Origin of the sequence: Nocardia sp. CC213A (assembly GCF_030766805.1) — a bacterium.
GTDB classification, from domain to species: domain Bacteria; phylum Actinomycetota; class Actinomycetes; order Mycobacteriales; family Mycobacteriaceae; genus Nocardia; species Nocardia otitidiscaviarum.
Window position 1 is genome coordinate 110,695 of the sequence record NZ_JASFXA010000005.1, and the last position, 17,588, is coordinate 128,282.

The 17,588-nt window shown below is 67.5% G+C and carries 22 protein-coding genes; 5 read left to right on the forward strand and 17 right to left on the reverse strand.

Going from position 1 to position 17,588, the window contains the following annotated elements:
• Positions 1-175: 175 nt before the first annotated feature.
• Both QJS31_RS11270 and QJS31_RS11275 read right to left on the reverse strand, forming a co-directional pair.
• The gene (locus tag QJS31_RS11270) at positions 176-499 is read right to left on the reverse strand and encodes a hypothetical protein (RefSeq protein ID WP_282781293.1); all 324 of its coding nucleotides are present in this window, start codon (positions 497-499) and stop codon (positions 176-178) included.
• A 70-nt stretch (positions 500-569) separates the two neighbouring features.
• Positions 570-779, reverse strand: coding sequence for a hypothetical protein (locus tag QJS31_RS11275; protein ID WP_043599009.1), 210 nt, complete (start codon positions 777-779; stop codon positions 570-572).
• Positions 780-984: 205 nt separating this feature from the next.
• On the opposite strand from QJS31_RS11275, the gene QJS31_RS11280 reads away from it, so the two are divergent.
• Positions 985-1,440, forward strand: a complete 456-nt coding sequence (locus QJS31_RS11280; protein WP_306356623.1) for a DUF4383 domain-containing protein — start codon at positions 985-987, stop codon at positions 1,438-1,440.
• A 74-nt stretch (positions 1,441-1,514) separates the two neighbouring features.
• Here QJS31_RS11280 and QJS31_RS11285 read toward each other — a convergent pair whose 3' ends face one another.
• From QJS31_RS11285 to QJS31_RS11295, 3 genes are read right to left on the reverse strand one after another with little or no spacing between them, the layout of a single operon-like run.
• Positions 1,515-2,270 (reverse strand): YebC/PmpR family DNA-binding transcriptional regulator, encoded by a 756-nt coding sequence (locus tag QJS31_RS11285; protein ID WP_306356624.1) that lies wholly within the window; start codon positions 2,268-2,270, stop codon positions 1,515-1,517.
• A gap of 53 nt (positions 2,271-2,323) precedes the next feature.
• On the reverse strand, positions 2,324-2,947 hold the full coding sequence (gene pdxT, locus QJS31_RS11290) for a pyridoxal 5'-phosphate synthase glutaminase subunit PdxT (protein WP_029924252.1): 624 nt from the start codon (positions 2,945-2,947) through the stop codon (positions 2,324-2,326).
• A gap of 46 nt (positions 2,948-2,993) precedes the next feature.
• A complete protein-coding gene (locus tag QJS31_RS11295) occupies positions 2,994-3,842 on the reverse strand; it encodes an acyl-CoA thioesterase II (protein WP_029924251.1) in 849 nt (282 codons plus the stop codon).
• 85 nt (positions 3,843-3,927) lie between these two features.
• Here QJS31_RS11295 and QJS31_RS11300 point away from each other — a divergent pair, with 85 nt between their 5' ends.
• Together QJS31_RS11300 and QJS31_RS11305 are read left to right on the forward strand one after the other, a co-directional pair.
• Positions 3,928-4,539 (forward strand): hypothetical protein, encoded by a 612-nt coding sequence (locus QJS31_RS11300; protein ID WP_306356625.1) that lies wholly within the window; start codon positions 3,928-3,930, stop codon positions 4,537-4,539.
• Positions 4,540-4,791: 252 nt separating this feature from the next.
• Complete coding sequence (locus tag QJS31_RS11305; protein WP_306356626.1) at positions 4,792-5,013, forward strand: hypothetical protein; 222 nt, start codon at positions 4,792-4,794, stop codon at positions 5,011-5,013.
• Positions 5,014-5,379: 366 nt separating this feature from the next.
• Here the strand turns inward: QJS31_RS11305 and QJS31_RS11310 are convergent, their stop codons facing one another.
• The 10 genes from QJS31_RS11310 to QJS31_RS11355 all read right to left on the reverse strand — a co-directional run bounded on the left by QJS31_RS11310 (position 5,380) and on the right by QJS31_RS11355 (position 12,982).
• Entirely contained in the window at positions 5,380-5,988 is a 609-nt protein-coding gene (locus tag QJS31_RS11310) for a hypothetical protein (RefSeq protein WP_306356627.1), read from the reverse strand.
• A 257-nt stretch (positions 5,989-6,245) separates the two neighbouring features.
• Positions 6,246-6,404, reverse strand: a complete 159-nt coding sequence (locus QJS31_RS11315; RefSeq protein ID WP_306356628.1) for a hypothetical protein — start codon at positions 6,402-6,404, stop codon at positions 6,246-6,248.
• A gap of 159 nt (positions 6,405-6,563) precedes the next feature.
• Positions 6,564-6,785, reverse strand: coding sequence for a hypothetical protein (locus QJS31_RS11320; RefSeq protein WP_306356629.1), 222 nt, complete (start codon positions 6,783-6,785; stop codon positions 6,564-6,566).
• Between the two features lie 527 nt (positions 6,786-7,312).
• A complete protein-coding gene (locus QJS31_RS11325; RefSeq protein ID WP_306356630.1) occupies positions 7,313-8,221 on the reverse strand; it encodes an IS5 family transposase in 909 nt (302 codons plus the stop codon).
• Between the two features lie 189 nt (positions 8,222-8,410).
• Entirely contained in the window at positions 8,411-8,779 is a 369-nt protein-coding gene (locus tag QJS31_RS11330; protein ID WP_306356631.1) for a hypothetical protein, read from the reverse strand.
• A 26-nt stretch (positions 8,780-8,805) separates the two neighbouring features.
• Entirely contained in the window at positions 8,806-9,597 is a 792-nt protein-coding gene (locus QJS31_RS11335; protein ID WP_306356632.1) for a hypothetical protein, read from the reverse strand.
• A gap of 37 nt (positions 9,598-9,634) precedes the next feature.
• Positions 9,635-10,153: a hypothetical protein gene (locus QJS31_RS11340; protein WP_306356633.1), complete on the reverse strand. Its 519-nt coding sequence runs from the start codon at positions 10,151-10,153 to the stop codon at positions 9,635-9,637.
• A gap of 77 nt (positions 10,154-10,230) precedes the next feature.
• Entirely contained in the window at positions 10,231-11,013 is a 783-nt protein-coding gene (locus QJS31_RS11345) for a hypothetical protein (protein ID WP_306356634.1), read from the reverse strand.
• 977 nt (positions 11,014-11,990) lie between these two features.
• Positions 11,991-12,278, reverse strand: a complete 288-nt coding sequence (locus QJS31_RS11350) for a hypothetical protein (RefSeq protein ID WP_306356635.1) — start codon at positions 12,276-12,278, stop codon at positions 11,991-11,993.
• 71 nt (positions 12,279-12,349) lie between these two features.
• Positions 12,350-12,982 (reverse strand): MspA family porin, encoded by a 633-nt coding sequence (locus QJS31_RS11355; RefSeq protein WP_306356636.1) that lies wholly within the window; start codon positions 12,980-12,982, stop codon positions 12,350-12,352.
• A gap of 602 nt (positions 12,983-13,584) precedes the next feature.
• On the opposite strand from QJS31_RS11355, the gene QJS31_RS11360 reads away from it, so the two are divergent.
• Positions 13,585-14,421 (forward strand): class I SAM-dependent methyltransferase, encoded by an 837-nt coding sequence (locus QJS31_RS11360; RefSeq protein WP_306356637.1) that lies wholly within the window; start codon positions 13,585-13,587, stop codon positions 14,419-14,421.
• 148 nt (positions 14,422-14,569) lie between these two features.
• On the opposite strand, the gene QJS31_RS11365 is transcribed toward QJS31_RS11360, so the two are convergent.
• Together QJS31_RS11365 and QJS31_RS11370 are read right to left on the reverse strand one after the other, a co-directional pair.
• A complete protein-coding gene (locus QJS31_RS11365) occupies positions 14,570-15,418 on the reverse strand; it encodes a hypothetical protein (protein ID WP_306356638.1) in 849 nt (282 codons plus the stop codon).
• A 146-nt stretch (positions 15,419-15,564) separates the two neighbouring features.
• Positions 15,565-16,170, reverse strand: coding sequence for a hypothetical protein (locus tag QJS31_RS11370; RefSeq protein WP_306356639.1), 606 nt, complete (start codon positions 16,168-16,170; stop codon positions 15,565-15,567).
• Positions 16,171-16,489: 319 nt separating this feature from the next.
• On the opposite strand from QJS31_RS11370, the gene QJS31_RS11375 reads away from it, so the two are divergent.
• Positions 16,490-17,581, forward strand: a complete 1,092-nt coding sequence (locus tag QJS31_RS11375) for a hypothetical protein (RefSeq protein ID WP_306356640.1) — start codon at positions 16,490-16,492, stop codon at positions 17,579-17,581.
• Positions 17,582-17,588 lie beyond the last annotated feature (7 nt).

A 17,588-nucleotide genomic window follows, 5' to 3' on the forward strand; every position in this document is an offset into this window, starting at 1 on the left:
GCATCATGTGCGTTACCCGCCCAACTGCCGTTCAGGTTCGCGAAGTGTGTCGGCATCGATCCCGACAACTCGCCGTACGTCTTCGCCGCCGCCTCGATCGTCGCCGCCAGGTCCGACAGCGCGCTGGTACGCCATGCGGTGACGTTCGCCCGGGTCAGGTTCCATTCCTGGGCCATCAGCCGTTGTCCGCCGCCTGGAAGTCGAATCCGGCCATCAGCTCCACGAACTCGCCCTCGGACACCGTCTCGGCGGCGTTGTACACACCGGTGGCCTGGTCGATCGCGGAACCGATCCGCCCGATCCGCTCGGCCACCCGATACCAGGCGCGTTCGATGTTCTCGGTCGCCAGGTCGGCGGTGTCACCGAGCGCCGTACCCGGCAACGCCGCACCGACGGACTCCGCGAACGATCGGACATCGATGCCGTCGATCGCGACCTTCACCCCCGCCAGCGTTGTGGCCAAGGTCCTCAGCTGATCGATATCGGCCTGCACCAACATTGGTCATCCCCCCTCGCAGCACACGGACTTCAGTCGGATTCCAAGGCCCGATCGTACGACAGCACGCGATCTACCACCATGGAGGATCGATGATGCTGCCGCGCATGCGTTCGGCCTCCCAGTCCTCGTAACTCATGGTGGTCTCGGTGGGCTCGGTCGTCGGCGGTTCGGCCGACGCTGTCGTCGACGCCTGAGGTGCGGGCGAGGCTTCCGCTTCCTCGGATTCCCGCATCGCTCGCACGAACTCCGCCGGAAGCCCGGCATATGGGTCGGTCGCCATCCCATCTCCTCCCCGCCCGTTCCGTGCCTTCCAGTCAACCACGACGGCACGCCCGCCCATTGTCGTGCGCGAGTGAACGACGTACCGACGCGTCACGCCGCTGTTTGTCGTCCGCACCCCAGGGTAAGTCGCCGACAGGCCCGGCATTTCGGGCAGCGCGATCTGCGGTGTTCCGGGTGCCGGATCGTAGAAAGGCGATGAGGATATGGCGACCTACAACACCAGCACCAGACGATGGACTCCGGTACAGCTCGCCTCCGCCGCCGTCGGCGCGGTATTCCTGTTGGTAGGCGTGCTCGGCTTCATTCCGGGCGTCACCACCGACTTCGACACCATGAAGTTCGCGGGCCACGAGTCCGGGGCCGAACTGCTCGGCGTCTTCCAGGTGTCGATCCTGCACAATATCGTCCACCTGCTCTTCGGCGTCGCGGGCGTACTGGCGGCGCGCACCATCTCGATGTCACGCGGCTTCCTGATCGGCGGCGGCGTGATCTACCTGGCCCTCTGGATCTACGGCCTGGTGATCGACAAAACCTCCGACGCCAACTTCGTCCCCCTCAACACCGCCGACGACTGGCTGCACTTCGCCCTCGGCGTCGGCATGGTCCTCCTGGGCCTGCTGCTCCCCCGCCTGGCCACCCAGACCGTGGCACGACCCTGACGAAACAACGCAGATTCACCCTGAACAGCGACGACCCCCGGCAGTACGGCTGCCGGGGGTCGTCGACTGTCGCCCTACTCGACGTCGAGTTGCGCCAGCACCTCGTCCGAGACGTCGATATTGGTGTACACGTTCTGCACGTCGTCGCAGTCCTCGAGGGCGTCGACGAGTTTGAACACCTTCTTGGCCAGGTCGGCGTCGGCGGGGACCGACACCGAGGGCTGGAAGCCGGATTCGGCCGAGTTGTAGTCGATGCCCGCGCCCTGCAGGGCGGTGCGGACCGCCACCAGGTCGCCCGGCTCGGAGATGATCTCGAACTCCTCGCCCAGGTCGTTGACCTCTTCGGCGCCGGCGTCGAGCACGGCCATCAGGACGTCGTCCTCGGACAGGCCGTTCTTCTCCAGGGTCACGACGCCCTTGCGGGAGAACAGGTATGACACCGAGCCCGGGTCGGCCATATTGCCGCCGTTGCGGGTCACCGCCACGCGGACCTCGCCCGCGGCGCGGTTGCGGTTGTCGGTGAGGCATTCCACCAGCACCGCGACACCGCTGGGGCCGTAGCCCTCGTACATGATGGTCTGCCAGTCGGCACCGCCGGCCTCTTCGCCGCCGCCGCGCTTGCGGGCGCGCTCGATATTGTCCAGCGGCACCGAATTCTTGCGGGCCTTCTGGATGGCGTCGTAGAGCGTCGGGTTGCCATCCGGGTCACCACCACCGGTCCGCGCCGCCACCTCGATATTCTTGATCAGCTTCGCGAAGAGCTTGCCCCGCTTGGCGTCGAGGGCAGCCTTCTTGTGCTTGGTGGTGGCCCATTTGGAGTGGCCGCTCATTCCCTACTTCCTCTTTTCAGGGGACGTGTTTCCCGATAGAGACTATCGCGCGTTCACACACCGGCGCGTGGGCGCACCATGGTGTCGACGAACAGCCGGTGAACCCGCAGATCGCCGGTGACCTCCGGATGGAACGAGGTCGCCATGACATTGCCCTGCCGAACGGCCACCATGCGGCCCGCCGCGGGGCCGGAGGGCACGGTCGCCAGCACCTCGACCCCGTCGCCGATCTTCTCCACCCACGGGGCGCGGATGAACACCGCGCGCACCTGGCCGTCGTCGAGCCCGGTGTAGTCGAGATCGGTTTCGAAACTATCCACCTGACGACCGAAAGCGTTGCGCCGCACCGTCATATCAATGCCGTACAGCGGCTGCATATCCGGCCGGGTGTCGAGCACCTCCGAGGCCAGCAGGATCATGCCCGCACAGGAGCCGTACGCGGGCATCCCGTCGCGCAGCCGCTGCCGCAGCGGCTCCAGCAGGTCGAAGACCTCGAGCAGTTTGCTGATGGTGGTCGATTCCCCGCCGGGCAGCACCAGCGCGTCCACCGCGGCGAGTTCGGCGGCCCGCCGCACCGGGACCGGCTCGGCCCCGCATTCGGCGAGCGCGCGCATATGCTCGCGGACGTCGCCCTGCAGAGCCAGCACACCAATGGTCGGATTCACGGCTTCGAGCATACGGAGCGCGGTCCTGGTGACCCGGCACACCCACGGGCGGCGCGGATCAGTTGGTGCCGGGAGGGAACGACGCGCCCGGCTCGCGCAGGGTGCGGATGAGCCCCTCCTGCAGCACGACCGCCACCAGCTCGCCGCGCTGATTCCAGATCCGCCCGGCGGTCAGTGCCCGGCCCAGCCCGGCGGACGGCGACTGCTGGTCGTAGAGCAGCCAGTCGTCGGCGCGGAACGGGCGCAGGAACCACATGGCGTGGTCGAGCGACGCGTTCTGGGTGGGTTCGTCGGGGTGGATGACCTTCGAGGACCCCAGCAGCGTCATATCGCTCATATAGGCCAGGGTGCACACGTGGAACAGCGGATCATCGGGCAGCGGGTGCCGGTAGCGGAACCACACCTGCTGCTGGGCGGCCAGTCCGTCGCGGCGCGACACCTGCTCCTGCGGGATGGTGCGGATATCCCAGTGCTCCCATTCGCGCATGGCCCACAGCCGCTCCGGGCTCATGGTGGTCTTGGCGTCGGGCATGTCGTGCGGCGGCGGCACGACGGGCATGGTGTCCTGGTGCTGCGGCCCCTCGTCGCCCACATGGAACGACGCCGACATGGTGAAGATGGCCTCGCCGTTCTGCACGCCGGTCACCCGGCGGGTGCAGAAGGAGCGTCCGTCGCGAATCCGATCGACCAGGTACACGGTCGGCTCCACCGGATTGCCGGGGCGCAGGAAGTAACCGTGCAGCGAATGCACCTGGAAGCGAGGTTCCACGGTGCGCACCGCCGCGACCAGCGCCTGCCCGGCGACCTGCCCTCCGAATGTGCGCGGCAGCTGCGTCTTGGTGGACGCGCCGCGGAAGATGTCGCGCTCGATGTGCTCTATCTCGAGGGCCTCTTCGATCGTCGCCATGCACCGTCCCTTTCCGGATTGTCCGGCTCAGGCTAACAACCTGGCGGCGACGTTCGAGCGAATGGTGCCGGGTATAGATGGTGGGGTGCCCGAGTTCGCCGCCCTCACCCCGGAGGCTCTCGCCGACCGCATCGCCGACCGCGCCTTCGCCCTCCCCGAACCCGCCGTGGTGGCCGTGGACGGCGCGGACGCCGCCGATCCCGTCCGCTTCGCCCGCACCGTCGCCGACCGGGCCGTCGGCCACGGCCGCACCGCCGCCGTGATCGCCCTGCACGACTTCGTCCGCCCCGCCTCCCTGCGCTACGAATTCGGCCGCACCGACGAACTGTCCTACCGCACCGCCTGGTTCGACTATTCGGCCCTGAATCGCGAAGTCCTGCAACCACTCCGCACCCACCACCGCTACCTCCCCGCCCTGTGGGACGAACGCACCGACCGCTCCGCCCGCGCCACCACCCGCGAAACCCCACCCAACACCGTCCTGCTCGTCGCGGGTCCGATGCTGCTCGGCCGCAACCTCCCCTTCGATCTCACGGTATCGCTGCGCATGTCCGACGCCGCCCTGCACCGCACCACCTCCGAAGCGGACCTGTTCACGGTCGCCGCCCTGCGCACACACGAACGCGAGCACCCCGACGAACCCGACTTCACCGTGGCCTGGGACCACCCCACCCGCCCCGCCCTCCGCCTGCGGTAGCGGCACGCTGTCGCCACCGACGCCGGGTACGGTTCCGCCGAACTCGCCGACGGCTACCGCGACCGCATCCGGGCCGCGGCCCCGGGCCCACACCGCTGGCGATCACCGAATTCGGTTGTGCCACTTACCGTGGCGCGCCCGATGCCGGTCGCGCGGCGGCGACATCGTGGTATGGGATTCCGGGACCGCTCATCCCCTGCGACTCGACGGCGACACGCGCGCGATGAGCGGTCAGGCCGCGCACCTACTCGAATGTTCGACATCTTCGACGCCGAGGGCCTGGACATCGCGTTCTGGTACACCTTCGCCTCCTACCATCTGCCCCACCGCGACGATCCCCGCACCGATCTGGACCTGGCCAGCACGGGCATGGTGAAGGTGCACGATCTGCCGCGCCGCACCTCGGCCCGGCGCTGGGCCAAGAGCCGCGTTCGCGGCCCTAGCCAGCCGGAATCGGGTACAACGGCATCATGACCGAGCCCACCGCCGAAGACGTGGCCGCGTTCGCCGAACTCGACGCATACGCCCGGTGACCTCCACACACCCTGATGCCGCGACGCCGCGGCAGGGCGAGGTATGAGCATTCACCCCGATCGCAGGCCGTACCGCGCCGTCGTCGCTGGGCCCGGATCTAGTGCTGGTGGCTCCAACTCCCGCGACAACGCGGTGCTGCGTACATTCCAGCACACCGCGTCGCCGAGCTCAGTTTCCCTTCGTCATCCACACGCGGGCCGAATCGGAGGTCCGCGGCCCGCATCGCGATGAAGCACGTGTTCGAGCACCGAGACGGACGCGAATACCAGCGACCTCCACGCTGAGTTCGCGTGTCGATGTCGGCCTTCAACTCAACAGCGGGACGCGCCCAGCGCTGAATCGGTCGACGGCCCGATCGATGTCGTCCAACGGCCGTTCGGCGACCCACGTTCCCAGCCGTAGACCGGTCCTCCGGTAGACCCGATTGCGTAGCAGTCGGCGGATCTCGTGCTGGTCGAATCCCACGACACCGGCGGTAGCCGCGTGGACACCCGGCGTCAGTTCCACCGCCAGCGATGTACGCCCGTCCTTCCGTCGAATCAGCCGCATCGCCTGCACCACACCCCACGGTACGAACACCGCATCCGGTGCCACATCGACGGCCATGTGAATCCCGCTGTCGGACAACCGCATCGCCACTGCCGGGATTCCGGCATCCTTCCACCCGGCGCGCAGCCGGGACAACCGACGCCAATCCTGCACACCGATGTAGCCGAACGCCGACACAGCGAAGAACAGCAGGAACGCGGACGGTCCGCCACCGGAGCGCGCCATCGCGACCGCGCAGACCAGAATGAGCGCTGCCGACACCAGATCGACCCCCACGGTGAACGCACGGAGCCGGATCAATCGGCGGCGTACGACGTGCACGGCCGCAGTATCGACATCGACGACGAACTCCCCCACGGTTTCCACCGCCGGGACGCTACCAGCCGCACAACTACCCCCAGCGACACGCGCGGACCACCTCCACACCAGCCGTGCCCAGAACCGTTGCCTCGCACACCCGACCGTTCGAGACTCAACCGAAGAGACCACCGGGCGGTGGCGCAGTCGATGTCGAGTTCGGCGGTGCGCAGCCAAGGCGATGAGCGTCGCCGCAGCGGCCCGTGTGGTCGCCGTCGTTCAGCGGCGGGAGCGGCGCGGGACGATGCACAACAACCCGGCCACCGTCATGCCCACGGCCGCACCCAGAACGCCTCCGGCCAGGGCGCGCCCCACACGCCGCCGCTGACCCCGCGTGGAAGCCGGTACGCGATGGCGCACTTCACCACGACCACCACGGCCACGACCAGCCCGGCCAGAGCCGGATACACCAGCAGCATCGACATACCCACTGACCTCCCCGAGACGTCGACGGCGCGGCCTGCCGCCGGGGGTGGTGACCGGTGAGCCACAGCAGTGTGGCAGCTACGGCAGCGGGTCGGTGAGCGATTGTCGAACTCTCCGGCCCGGTCGGCGGGCACGGTCGGTTGACCGGTCACGCCGACTCAGCGCTCGTGGCGGGCGTGGCGGCCCTGACCGGCACGGGCGGGGCTGATCGGCCAGTGCGGGTTGCGCCAGCTGGGGGTGTCGACGGCCGTGGGGAGTTCCTGCGTGGGAGCGTCGAGTTCGCGGTAGAGCTGGATCAAGAACGCCTCGAGACTGCCGTAGCGGGCCAAGATCTCTTCCAGCAGCCGCAGGGTGGCGCTGGCCGGGGTGCTCGCCGTCATCGTCCTCCGCAGGTCATCGACAGGGGTTCTCTCTCCCTCCCCGCCAGCGGCGGCGCTGGCGGGGAGGGGAGAAGGCTGTGCCCGCCGACGGGCGGATAGGGGTAGCACCCACCGGCGGGGCACTGCCGGGTACAGCACGAAGGGGCCGCATTGGGCGCAACGACCCCCGAAACACCCCGAGCACGAGACTGCCGGCCGGTTGCGGTTCGGTATGTGGAGTCACACGGATGCGTATCTCGCGATCGGACTGCCGACCACAGGCTAAAACGAACACCGCCGTTCTCATGGCAAAACACGGTCGTCGGCACAGAATGTCAGGACATACCCGCTACCGCACCAAGCAGATATCCAGGAATTCGCCAGCACTCCACCGACCGCGCCGGTCATCTCCAGACCATGCGCCTTGAACATGCTCCACGCCTGCATCCGCCGAGCGGCGGATGCAGGCGTGGCCCGGCGTCGCGAGGGGGTTGGTGGCGCGGCGCGCAAGCTGAGTGCCTGTCCGGCATCTGATCGCTTTCCGTTGATCATTTCCGCTGGCGGGCGAGGCGTCGGGACATGAGCATGATCATCGACCAGGTGACCATGGCTTCGTGGTGGTCGGGGCGGCGTTCGTAGTCACGAACGCAGCGGCGACGTCGGCTGATCCAGGAAAATGTTCGTTCTACCACCCAGCGGCGGGGAAGTACGACGAAACCGGCGACGTCGTCGCTGCGTTTGACGATCTCGAGAGTGAGCGCGAGCGCGGTTTTGGCCCAGGCGACGAGTTTGCCGGTGTAGATGCCGTCGGCCCAGACCAGGGTGATGGTGTCGAAGATCTGACGCAGGCGGCCCAGTGCGGTGCGGGCGGCGTCGCGGTCCTGGACGCTGGCGGCGGTCACGTAGACGACCAGCAGCAGGCCGAGGCAGTCGACGATGATATGGCGCTTGCGCCCACCCACTTTCTTCCCCGCGTCCCAGCCGCGGCTCTGTGCCCCAACGGTTTCCGCGGCGCGCACCGATTGTGAATCGATCACCGCAGCGGTCGGGTCGACGTCGCGGCCTTCGGCGCGGCGGACCAGATCGCGCAGGTCGTTGTGGACGGCGGTGACATCGCCGCTGGCCCACCATCGGGTGAACGCGGCGTGCACCGTCTTCCAAGGCGGAAAGTCCGCGGGAAGGTTGCGCCACTTGCAGCCGTTGTCGGCGAGGTAGAAGACCGCGTCGACGATATCGCGGCGGCAATGCTCTTCGGGATGGCCGCCGACGCCGTCGAGCCAGATCGGCCACGGCAGCAGCGGGGCGAGGATCTCCCATTGGGCGTCGGTGGTGTCGCAGGTGTAGCGGCGCGGGCGCGCCGGATGGCGGGTGCCGAGGCCGAATCGGCAGGCGACACAACGACACCCGTTTTCGGCGATACCGGTGACAGCAGCAGCTACGGAGGGGTAGAACGACATGACGGAACCTCTTGGCGCAAACGGTGACTGGTAATCCCGTGCTACCAGGAGGTTCCGCTCTATCGGGGCTGTTCAGGCAACCTTCCGCGTGGTCTGTTCCTCAGACGATCAGATGCCGGACAGGCACTCAGGCGGTGCTACCGCTGTGAATCGTGAGCAGAGGGGCTGGCCGCCCGGGCGCAGGTGGACTCACCCGTTCCATTCGGGTAGATCGGCGTTGATGTCGAGTCCGTAGGGCAGTGCCCAGCCCAGGAACGCTCCCGAGACGATCAATTCACCGTTGGCGGTGAGGGCGGCATCGTCGATGCCGGGTGTGCGACCGGTAACCTCTAATGCCCGATACGGTGGTGGTGTGGTCATCTCGGAGAGTGCGCTGACCGACAGCGGGACCGCGATGGTGGTGTAACCGAAATCGTCGAGTTGCTCGGCGAAGTCCTCGCTGACCAGATACATCCCCTCCGCACCGATGAGCGCGTCCTCGGGTTCGTGGTCGAAGACGAACCCGCCGGCACCGTCGCGGTGCCCGACAGGGCGGGATCGATACACCCAGTAGTCCATGGGTTTCCAGCCTTTCGGTGAGCGAATCAGTTCTCGGTGAGGACATCGGCGATCAGGTCGTCTGCGAGGTTGTAGTGCTCGCGTAGCCCGCGACGGCGCTCGGTATCGAGGAAGGCCAGCATCGTCGAGCGGTCTCCCTGTCCGGCGACCGCTCGAAATGCTTCCCAGAACGGTTTTTCATCGGTGTAGATGCCCTGCTCGATGAGCCCGAGCATGTCGTCGATGACCGGGATCGGGGACCCGGTGCCGAAGATGGCTCGCCAGCCCGCCAGCATCGGCCATTTGCGTGGGCGGGCGTTGAACTTCTCGGTGTACCAGCGCTCGGCGATCTCGGCGATATCACGATCGCTGTTGCGGGTCATATCGTCGGTCAGGGGACCCTCGGCGAACCATCGCACCATGGCGGCGGATGTGGTGGTGTCGAAAATGTCGGGGCGGCCACGCGGTATCGGCGGGAATTCGGCTTCTTGCCTGATGGCGAAGCGGTCCTGACGGATGGTGTACGGGTCCGGGTGCAGCGGAGTGGTCAACGCACGGTGTGTCAGAGTCAGCCAGGGTGTGGTGTTGCCGTCGTTACCGATCGCGTCGATCCACCAGGCGACGGGGGTGTGCAGCAGCTTCGCGCGCATCCCGGACCCCACGACGGTCCACCCGTCACCCATCAGCCGGGCGGCTTCGTGCAGCACCGCCACCCATGCCGCGCCACGGCCTTCGGGCGGGTGCGACTCTGCCGCGATGAGTTCTTGGGCCCGCTGTTTGGTCAGGTAGGTGGCGAGCCCTGCGATGAGTTCGCTGTTCGGCGTGTCTGGTTCGTTCATCGGTCGAGGTCCTTACTGGTGTGGTGTCGATGTGGCGTCACGGGCGCAGGATCTTGATCCAGTCGAGTGGAATCCCGAAAGCATTGGCAACCTTCATAGCCCAATTCAGCGCGATGGTGGCCTTGCCCGTCTTCAGGTCCCAGATGGCGACTACGAGCTCTTCGACGCTGCCGTCGAGGTCGGTGATGAGCATCGTCAAACCGACATCCGGGCGGATAGAACCGTCGCTGCCACGCGGGACTTCGTTGCCTTTGAGGTCGAACGACTGCTCGGCCCACAGTGTGAAATTCGGGAACAGTGCCTTGAATCCGCTGGACAGCGGCCCGTTCACGAGTCCTTCCAGAATACTGTGAGTGAAGGTTCCGGCCAGCCAGGGCGGGACCCTGCCGTAGATGTCGGCCATCGTCCACCAGGCCAGCGCCGCGGCGGCGTTCAGCATTTCCTCAGCGGCTTCGACTGCTTCCTGGGCCTCCTCCGGTACCGGGACCGGATCGTCGGGATCGCCGCCGGGGCCGGGTTCGATGTTGGCTTGGGGCGGCAGCCACGGCAGTGGCACGCCCCACGGCGGCTGGTCGGGTCCGGGAACCTCGGGTGCGGGACCGGGGAGTGGAGGTGCTTCCGGGCCGGGACCTTCTACCGGCGGTGGTTCCGGCGTCGGCCAGGGATACTGCCAGGGCTCTGGTGGCGACGGAAACGGGATCTCCTCGGGCGTGGTCGGGTCGGCCGGTTCGGGTTCTGTAGGTCCCGGCGCGGGTTCGGGTAGCACCGGCGCGGGTTGAACTGGCCTCGGCTCCGTCGATGGTGGTTCGGTCGGAATCGGCTCGAACGGTTCGGGCTCGACTGGTTGCGGATCGCCCGGGACAGGATCAGGCGACGGGGTGTCCAGGGGATCTCCGGTTCGGGGCGACCGGGGATCTCGGGTGTGTCCGGCTTCTCTGGATTCCACGGCGGTACCGGCGGCCACGGCGGACGCTGCGGATTCGGCCCTGTGGGACCGGGCCTGCCCGGCGTCGAGGGCAACATCTCCTCGAGCTTCTTGGCCAAGTCACGGATCGCCGGGTCGGTGGACTCGGTTTGTTGACGCAACTGCTCCCGCAGGCTGTCCTGATCACCCGGGGAAAGCCGCAGGTACATGTCGCTGAACCCTTGCAGGAACCGCTGCTGCGCTTCGTCAGGCAGCCCCTCCAGACTCCCCTGGAGACCGCCGAGCGCCCCGAGCAGTGATTGCATCAACGGGCCGAGCTTCTCCAGGATGTCATCGGGCAATTCGCCGAGACGTTTGAATAGATCGATCAACGCTTGAACGAGGCCGAGCAGAAACAGCACCAACGCGGCGATCAGTGCCAGCAGCGCACCGAAGACCTCGAGCAGCGGTCCGATGATCGGGATCGGTATGGCATCGCCGTCGTTGGCCATCTCGGTGTCCGAACCGGAGTCGCCGTCTCCGTCGTCGCCACCCCCGGTGCCTGCGCCTCCTTCCCCGCCGCTTCCTCCCCCGCCGCCGGTGCCCGCGCCCGGGCCGGAGCCGCCGGTACCGGGGCCGCTGCCACCACCCGGCGGTGCCGTGATCGCCGGCGGCTGGACGGGCCGGAGTTCGGGTTCAGGATCTTGTGCCGGGGGCGGTGTCGAGGGCGTTTGTTGTGGTTGTTCGGGGCGCGGACTCATCGGCTTCGATGGGCCATCGATGTCCGGTGGCGGAGGGAGGACGCCGGCAGTCGGGCGGAGGACACCGCCCGACTGCCGGTTCACCGACCAGGCGCCCACGCCGAAAGCGACCGTTGCCAGGATGAGCAGGAACGGAATCCGCGGGTCCGAGCCCGGTCCGGACGGTTCCCGCACCTCCGGCGGGGTCGGTGAGACCGGAGCGGGACGATCAGTGGTCCTCGGCGCCGGAGGTAGTGTCGTGACCTGCGAGGGTGGCGGTTCCGGTGCGGGTGAACCACCGGTATCGACGGTCGGCGGGACCGCGACGGGATTGGTGGGCCCTGCGGTGGGGCCGGCCGGAACCGGCTGCTGCGGTGCCGGGCGCTCGTTTCCGGGCAGCACCGGCGGTTCGGCTCCGGGTACGGGCACGATCGGTGTGCCGTTGCCGGGCGCGATGGGTGGCGGAGTGAGCGCCCCCGCCCCTATTCCGCCGCCATTGCCGGGTTGGCTGGGTATGCCCGGGGTCTGCGTCGGCAAGGGCGGTGGCGTCGAGACGGTCGGCGGCCCGGTCGGCGGGGGCTGGGGGGTATCGATACACGGCCAACCCGGGTGCATGGCCTGCCACTGCTCGCACGGGATATACCCCTGCGCGGTTGCCGCCGGAGAGCCGGACACAACTGCCGCGCCAACGCCCAAGCATGTGGCCGAGACGGCGAGCAGAAGCGCGGTGCGGTGCGCGCGGCGGGTCCTCATCGGCGACTCCGCCGGTTCGCGAACTGTTCACGCAGAGCATCGATGCCCCACCAGGTGAGTCGTCCGGCGATCGACATATAGAGGAAGAACGCCAGGTACACCAGTACCGCACCGTGGTCGTCGGCCCAGCTCGGCATCCGGTTCAGGTTGACGAACGCCACGATCAGCAAGAGCAAGCCCAGTGCCAACGCACCGAACGCGACCACGGCCGGGTTCAACGGCTGCGGCGGCGTAGCGGCGCGAGTAGCCGCCAAAGGCTGAGGAGAGGAGTCGGTGTCGTTCATCGGTGGGTACGCCTTCCTGGACTTGCGGTGCACACCAGTGATGCACCAAAAACGTTGGGATGCTGCGGGTCTCACAGCCAGATGGGGTCGCCGTAGACGGAGATGGTGTTGTCCGCGGCCGGGGTGGAGATCGCCGCGGTCGCGAAACTCCGGATGGTCACAGGCCCAGCACACGCGTCGACTTTGATCTCGACCTGTTCGGCGGTGATCGAGGCCCGCGGCCCCGCGAGGGATTTTGATCCGAAGGCGATGGTGGCGATCGCGCCGGGCTTGAGGGTGGTGGAGATGTTCGGGGTCACCGCGGCTTGGCCGCCGATGTTCACACCCGGGAACTGGGAGATGGTCACGCTGGCGTTCGGGCCGATCGACAACCCCAAACCCAGGGTCACGCCGGTGGAGACGTCCACGGCGCAACCGATCTGGTAGCCGAGAGTGACGGTGCCGGACGTGATCGGCGCACCGCCGGTGCCGGTGACCTCGGCGACGGCCTTGAGGCTGACGAAGCCCTCGCGGCTGACCGGGGAGCTACTGAGCGCGGGCCAGCGGTCGAGGTTCTCACCGGTTTTCGTCACGGCCAGGGTCCAGCCGTCGTCGGTGACGGTCTGGCGATACTTGTCGGCCACCGGATCGGCACCCGCCGAACCCGACACCCACACTCCCGACAGCAACACGGCTGCCAGCAGCCCGGCACCGGCTGTGACCATTCGTCGCGTCGTTCCCACGCCATCCCCACCACATCCAGACAACTTTCAGCAAACTGGGCGTTAGGTTGGCACGCTGGCGATGCCGGACACCAGGCAAATGAGACGGCCGACACCGGCGCGCGCATCGCTGGACACAGGTCACATTCGACGGAGACCCAGTATGAAACCCGTTCCAGGGCAGCATGATTCACCACGACCACACCCGCCGGGAAACAACCACGAGCCTGGTCGCGTATTCATATCGTTATCGGTGCGGAGAGGCTGGTCACACGCCCTTTCCATGCTTCGCGACATTCTGTTCGGCGGACGACCTCAGAAGAGGATGTCGCGAACGCCATCGCCGCTGGCCCCGCCCCTACCAGTCCGGAACCCCGAGTGAGAGCGGGGTGTCGGACTTCCCGACACCGACTTGAGCAGCAAATCGCTGCACCAGCGAGGTCGCCGTCTCGCTCGGCTTTCCGCGCCAGTTCGCTCAGATAGCGGCGGAACGACCATGGCACGAGCCCCGGCCGTCGTCGGTGTAACGGAGGCCGTCGATCCGCATGGCCGGCGAGTCGCAGCGGAGAAGAGGACATTCGAACTCAGTCCGCGATGATGGATGGATGATCCCTGGTTCGCCGCCGTGCTGGCCTGACGACCGTGAGGAGTTGTTTCGCGGCGCAGCGCAGTTCTACGCCCGGTTTCGGCCGCCCTACCCGCAGTCGCTTTTCGACGATCTGGTGAGGCGAGCCCGCGTCGGACAGGGTGGGGTTCTGATGGATATCGCATGCGGTACCGGTGAGATCGCCATACCGCTGCACGCTCGGTTCTCACGGGTGCTGGCCAGTGATATCGAACCGGACATGGTCGCGGTCGGCCGCGAGAAAGCGGCCGCGGTCGGCGCGAGCAATATCGAGTGGACGTGTACGCGGGCCGAGGATGTCGCGGTGAGCGAGGCTGGGTCGATTCGGTTGGTGAGCTTGGGCAACGCGTTCCACTGGGTGGACCGGCCGCTGGTCGCCGCGCGTGCTCTGGAATGGTTGGAGCCGGGGGGCTTCATCGCGATTCTGGGGAGCAGCACCCCACGGAGTGGGTCCGAACGCTGGCAGGCAGTGGTAGTCGATTGCCTCGAGCACTGGGCCAACGCTGTGGGAGCGGAGTCGCCCGCTGCGCCGGGCGGATCGGATGCGTCGACGCATCGCGCCACCCACGACGAGGTGTTGCGCGGTGCCGGCTTCGTCGGGGTCGCCCAGTACGCGTTCCCCACGCCGCACACCTGGACCGTGGATGAGTTGCTCGGGTTCTTGTGGTCCACGTCGCGGACGGTTGCGCTGCGGCGGCATCCGAATACAGCGCGGCGATTCGAAGCGGATCTGCGGGAACGGCTGGCGGCGTGCGAAAAGTCCGGCCGATTGCACGAATGTGTCGCGCACTACTACATCTTGGGCCGCCGCTCGTAGACGATCGCCCACCGGATCCCGAGAAGATCAGGGCACGAGCTCTGCCCCTTGAATCCCTGCACAATTTCGCTGTGGCCGCAACGAGATCCGCGCCGTCCTCAGCCGCGCCGCCGTCCACCGATAGCAGCTTGCGCGCGTCCCTGGCCGCCTAGGTGATGAGCGAGACGATGCTCTGTACCCGTTCCGCGAGCGCCTGATCGGCCATCTCGGACACCGACACGCTCAACGCCATCAAGCGCGCCTTCAGCCACCCGCGCCCGTGCTTGGCGGCCTTCCCGGTCAGGCTGTCGATCTCCTCGAGCAGTTCGTCGCGGTCGGCGCCGGCGATGTCGGGAGCGTCCTGCACGGCATTGCGCAGCTGGCCGAGCGCGGCCAGGACCTCGTCGAGGGACGCTCCTTGGGTGACGTTCGCGGTCACGGTGTGCCCCTGCCCGCCGATGACCTGGTTGCCGTTCACCGTCCCGTAGTTGTCGGCCGAGATAGTGGTGATCGGCGCGCTCGGAGCCGATGTCTCGTCGATCAGATACGGCCGACGTGCTGCGGCGCGCCCCCTGGCGGTGATCTCCACGTGGTAGAACTCTCCGTCCGCGCGTGGGCGGCCCTCACACAGGCCGAGGGCGACGAGGTGATGGGTTGCGTCGCGAATCTCGCGGTCGGACAGTCGACCACTGAAGTCGTCGGCCGCGCGGTTCCGCACCAATTGCGCCGGGTCCAGATCGTGTGCGGCACTGTACCATTCGAGGGTGCGGCGCAGCGCGAGTTCGTGGCGGTAGGTATCGCGGGCGTGGCGGGCCAGGACCCGCCCGGTGGAGGTCAGGCAGAAGTCGTAGCTGCCGCCCAGGCTCAGACTGTTCACGATGGCACGTTGGTCGACCAGCTCATCGAACACAGTCCGCGCGTCCTCGGATGGTACGACGGCGGCGGGAAGCTCGGCCACCGACTCATCTCGATGCTCGTAGAGCCAGTACAACGCCCGCAGCGCGCGAAAGGTGATCATCCACTTCCCTCGTGTCGTCGATGTATCGGGTCGGTCGCACCCGGGTCCGGGGAAGACCGGCCGACTGATGAACGCCGCTGCGAGGAGATCGGTTCCGGGGTTTGCTGACCACTTGTCCGTCCGGTGTCGAGGTCGGCGTGGGACGTTCATTCCGCAGTGCGGGCACCTCGCGTGTACGCGTGGGCGGCCTGGAGGAGCATCCCTTCCAAGGTGGTGATCGGGAACCGATCAGCGTGGGCCAGAAACGGTGTGGGCGGGCTGGGCGGGCTCAACGTCAGGACCGGCCGGTAGTCGAAGTCCTCGCCGTCGACCGTCTTCACCTGATGGCGGGGAAACGGCGGATAGGTGGGCTCGTCCTCGATCCACTTGGCGTGCTGGCGAATACCGACGTCGAACAGCGCCTGGTCCAGATCGTGCACCAGCACCAGTGCGTAGCGCCCATCGGTGAGTAGCATCTGCCCGTTGGCCTTGGTGGCCCAACTGCTGCCGGGAGGGCGCAGCCACCACCCGTGCGCGATGATCTCCACCGCGTGCAGACACCATTGCCGCGAGCGGAGGAATCCGGTCTTCTCCGTCACCGCCTTCGCACCGACCACCCGGCACACCGGCTCGGGCGTACAGCCGCGTCGCTCGAGCAGTGCCAGGAACTCCGCGATCAGCCTGGCGCGCTGGCGGCGGTCGCTGGCGGCGGCTGCCGCCGCGTCACGCGCGGCGGCATCACGTTTGTCGAGTTCGTCATCCCAATCAACCATCGCCCGATTTCCCACCGGTGTCCGACATGTCCGCCGGATCGGACTGGACTGCACCGGGATTCGTGACCGCAGGTGCGAGCGTTCGGTGCTGTGGTCCGCGCCGCGACAGTGACCCTCGGGCCGAATGGATCATCGCCACGGCCGCGCACCTGCCCTCATGCCCGCCACCCGCGCCCACCCGGCCGCCGTCATCACCCGCGCTGCCGTCGCCGCCGCCCGCACCGCACATCCAGCACCCCGCTTGTCACCCCGCCGCGGCGTTCGGGCTGTCTCTCGGGGCTTTCCGTGCGTGTCGGAGGTGATCTTTACGCTGAGCGTCGTGCTACGCGACGAATACCGGTATTGGTCCTCGGACAAGCGATTCGGGCACCTTATCGATCAGCTCACCTCGCTGGATCTCGGTGGCTGGACCGTCGGCGAGGTGGAGGAAGCGCTGTCAACATTGGGATGGAAACTGATTCCCGTGGACCCGCCTCAGGCACGCGATCGCGCGCTGTGGCGCAAGCAGATCGTCGCCTGGGAATTGGGGCCGGGACCGCGTGCCGGGTTCGCGACGGTGATGGTGTCGAGCACCGATCCGACCCAGGCGGTCAAATTGACGGTGAACCTTTCACACGGCATCGCCTTCGATAAGGACTACAGCGACGGCCCCGGCTACCCGGAGGTCGCGTTCATTCAGTCGGCGTGGTCGGTGCTCACCGACCGTCTCGGGGGCGCTCCACCGGTGTGGAGGGGACCCCGTGTGCGCCCGTCGGTTCGGAGTGGACCGGGTGTGCGCATGCTGTGGGACCGTCCCGCGACGAGCTGGGCGCTGGGGCTCGACGAGGACCAGGTCGTGCTGGAGCTGATGAAGACCGGCACAACCAGCAGCGAGCGCCAGGAGCCGAGCCCGGTATGGCGCGCCGTCGAACCCGCGGACTCTCCGACACCTGCCCGGCGCGTGCCGGGTGCCAGCTGGGCCGAGGTTCGCACACGCCTGACCGCCGTGTTGTGCGCCCTGTGTACCGATATACCCACTCTCCCCGGCCAATTCGAGCTGCGCCTGCGATCGGCTACCGACCCCGCGCGTGGCGTGAGCGCTCGCAACCAAGGCGACGCTCTCGGGATCGGAGCACCGGCGACAGTCTCCAGCACTCGAGCGGACTGGATCACCCACGGGTGGACGCAGCAGTGTGATCAGTGGTTCCAGTTCTTCTACACCGCCAGATTTCGCGCTGCGGAGGTCGCCGCCGCTGCCGAGAAGATGGTGCACGCACTGTCGAACCTCGAGGTGGATCCCTGCGAGCTGGAGTACCACGGCCACATCACCGCCCGGCAGCGAGTGCTGCGGCTCGACCTGCCCGAATTCGACACCACCCCCGGCAGCGACCGTGTGCCGCGAGACATCGCGCACGACAGCAGCTCCCACTGAGGCGTTC

What these genes read in the sequence shown, in the direction of transcription:
- QJS31_RS11270 (WP_282781293.1), bottom strand. Translation starts at nt 499, where the DNA reads ATGTTGGTGCAGGCCGATATCGATCAGCTGAGGACCTTGGCCACAACG.
- QJS31_RS11275 (WP_043599009.1), bottom strand. Translation starts at nt 779, where the DNA reads ATGGCGACCGACCCATATGCCGGGCTTCCGGCGGAGTTCGTGCGAGCG.
- QJS31_RS11280 (WP_306356623.1), top strand. Translation starts at nt 985, where the DNA reads ATGGCGACCTACAACACCAGCACCAGACGATGGACTCCGGTACAGCTC.
- QJS31_RS11285 (WP_306356624.1), bottom strand. Translation starts at nt 2,270, where the DNA reads ATGAGCGGCCACTCCAAATGGGCCACCACCAAGCACAAGAAGGCTGCC.
- pdxT (WP_029924252.1), bottom strand. Translation starts at nt 2,947, where the DNA reads ATGCTCGAAGCCGTGAATCCGACCATTGGTGTGCTGGCTCTGCAGGGC.
- QJS31_RS11295 (WP_029924251.1), bottom strand. Translation starts at nt 3,842, where the DNA reads ATGGCGACGATCGAAGAGGCCCTCGAGATAGAGCACATCGAGCGCGAC.
- QJS31_RS11305 (WP_306356626.1), top strand. Translation starts at nt 4,792, where the DNA reads ATGTTCGACATCTTCGACGCCGAGGGCCTGGACATCGCGTTCTGGTAC.
- QJS31_RS11315 (WP_306356628.1), bottom strand. Translation starts at nt 6,404, where the DNA reads ATGTCGATGCTGCTGGTGTATCCGGCTCTGGCCGGGCTGGTCGTGGCC.
- QJS31_RS11320 (WP_306356629.1), bottom strand. Translation starts at nt 6,785, where the DNA reads ATGACGGCGAGCACCCCGGCCAGCGCCACCCTGCGGCTGCTGGAAGAG.
- QJS31_RS11325 (WP_306356630.1), bottom strand. Translation starts at nt 8,221, where the DNA reads ATGTCGTTCTACCCCTCCGTAGCTGCTGCTGTCACCGGTATCGCCGAA.
- QJS31_RS11330 (WP_306356631.1), bottom strand. Translation starts at nt 8,779, where the DNA reads ATGGACTACTGGGTGTATCGATCCCGCCCTGTCGGGCACCGCGACGGT.
- QJS31_RS11335 (WP_306356632.1), bottom strand. Translation starts at nt 9,597, where the DNA reads ATGAACGAACCAGACACGCCGAACAGCGAACTCATCGCAGGGCTCGCC.
- QJS31_RS11345 (WP_306356634.1), bottom strand. Translation starts at nt 11,013, where the DNA reads ATGGCCAACGACGGCGATGCCATACCGATCCCGATCATCGGACCGCTG.
- QJS31_RS11350 (WP_306356635.1), bottom strand. Translation starts at nt 12,278, where the DNA reads ATGAACGACACCGACTCCTCTCCTCAGCCTTTGGCGGCTACTCGCGCC.
- QJS31_RS11355 (WP_306356636.1), bottom strand. Translation starts at nt 12,982, where the DNA reads ATGGTCACAGCCGGTGCCGGGCTGCTGGCAGCCGTGTTGCTGTCGGGA.
- QJS31_RS11360 (WP_306356637.1), top strand. Translation starts at nt 13,585, where the DNA reads ATGATCCCTGGTTCGCCGCCGTGCTGGCCTGACGACCGTGAGGAGTTG.
- QJS31_RS11365 (WP_306356638.1), bottom strand. Translation starts at nt 15,418, where the DNA reads ATGATCACCTTTCGCGCGCTGCGGGCGTTGTACTGGCTCTACGAGCAT.
- QJS31_RS11370 (WP_306356639.1), bottom strand. Translation starts at nt 16,170, where the DNA reads ATGGTTGATTGGGATGACGAACTCGACAAACGTGATGCCGCCGCGCGT.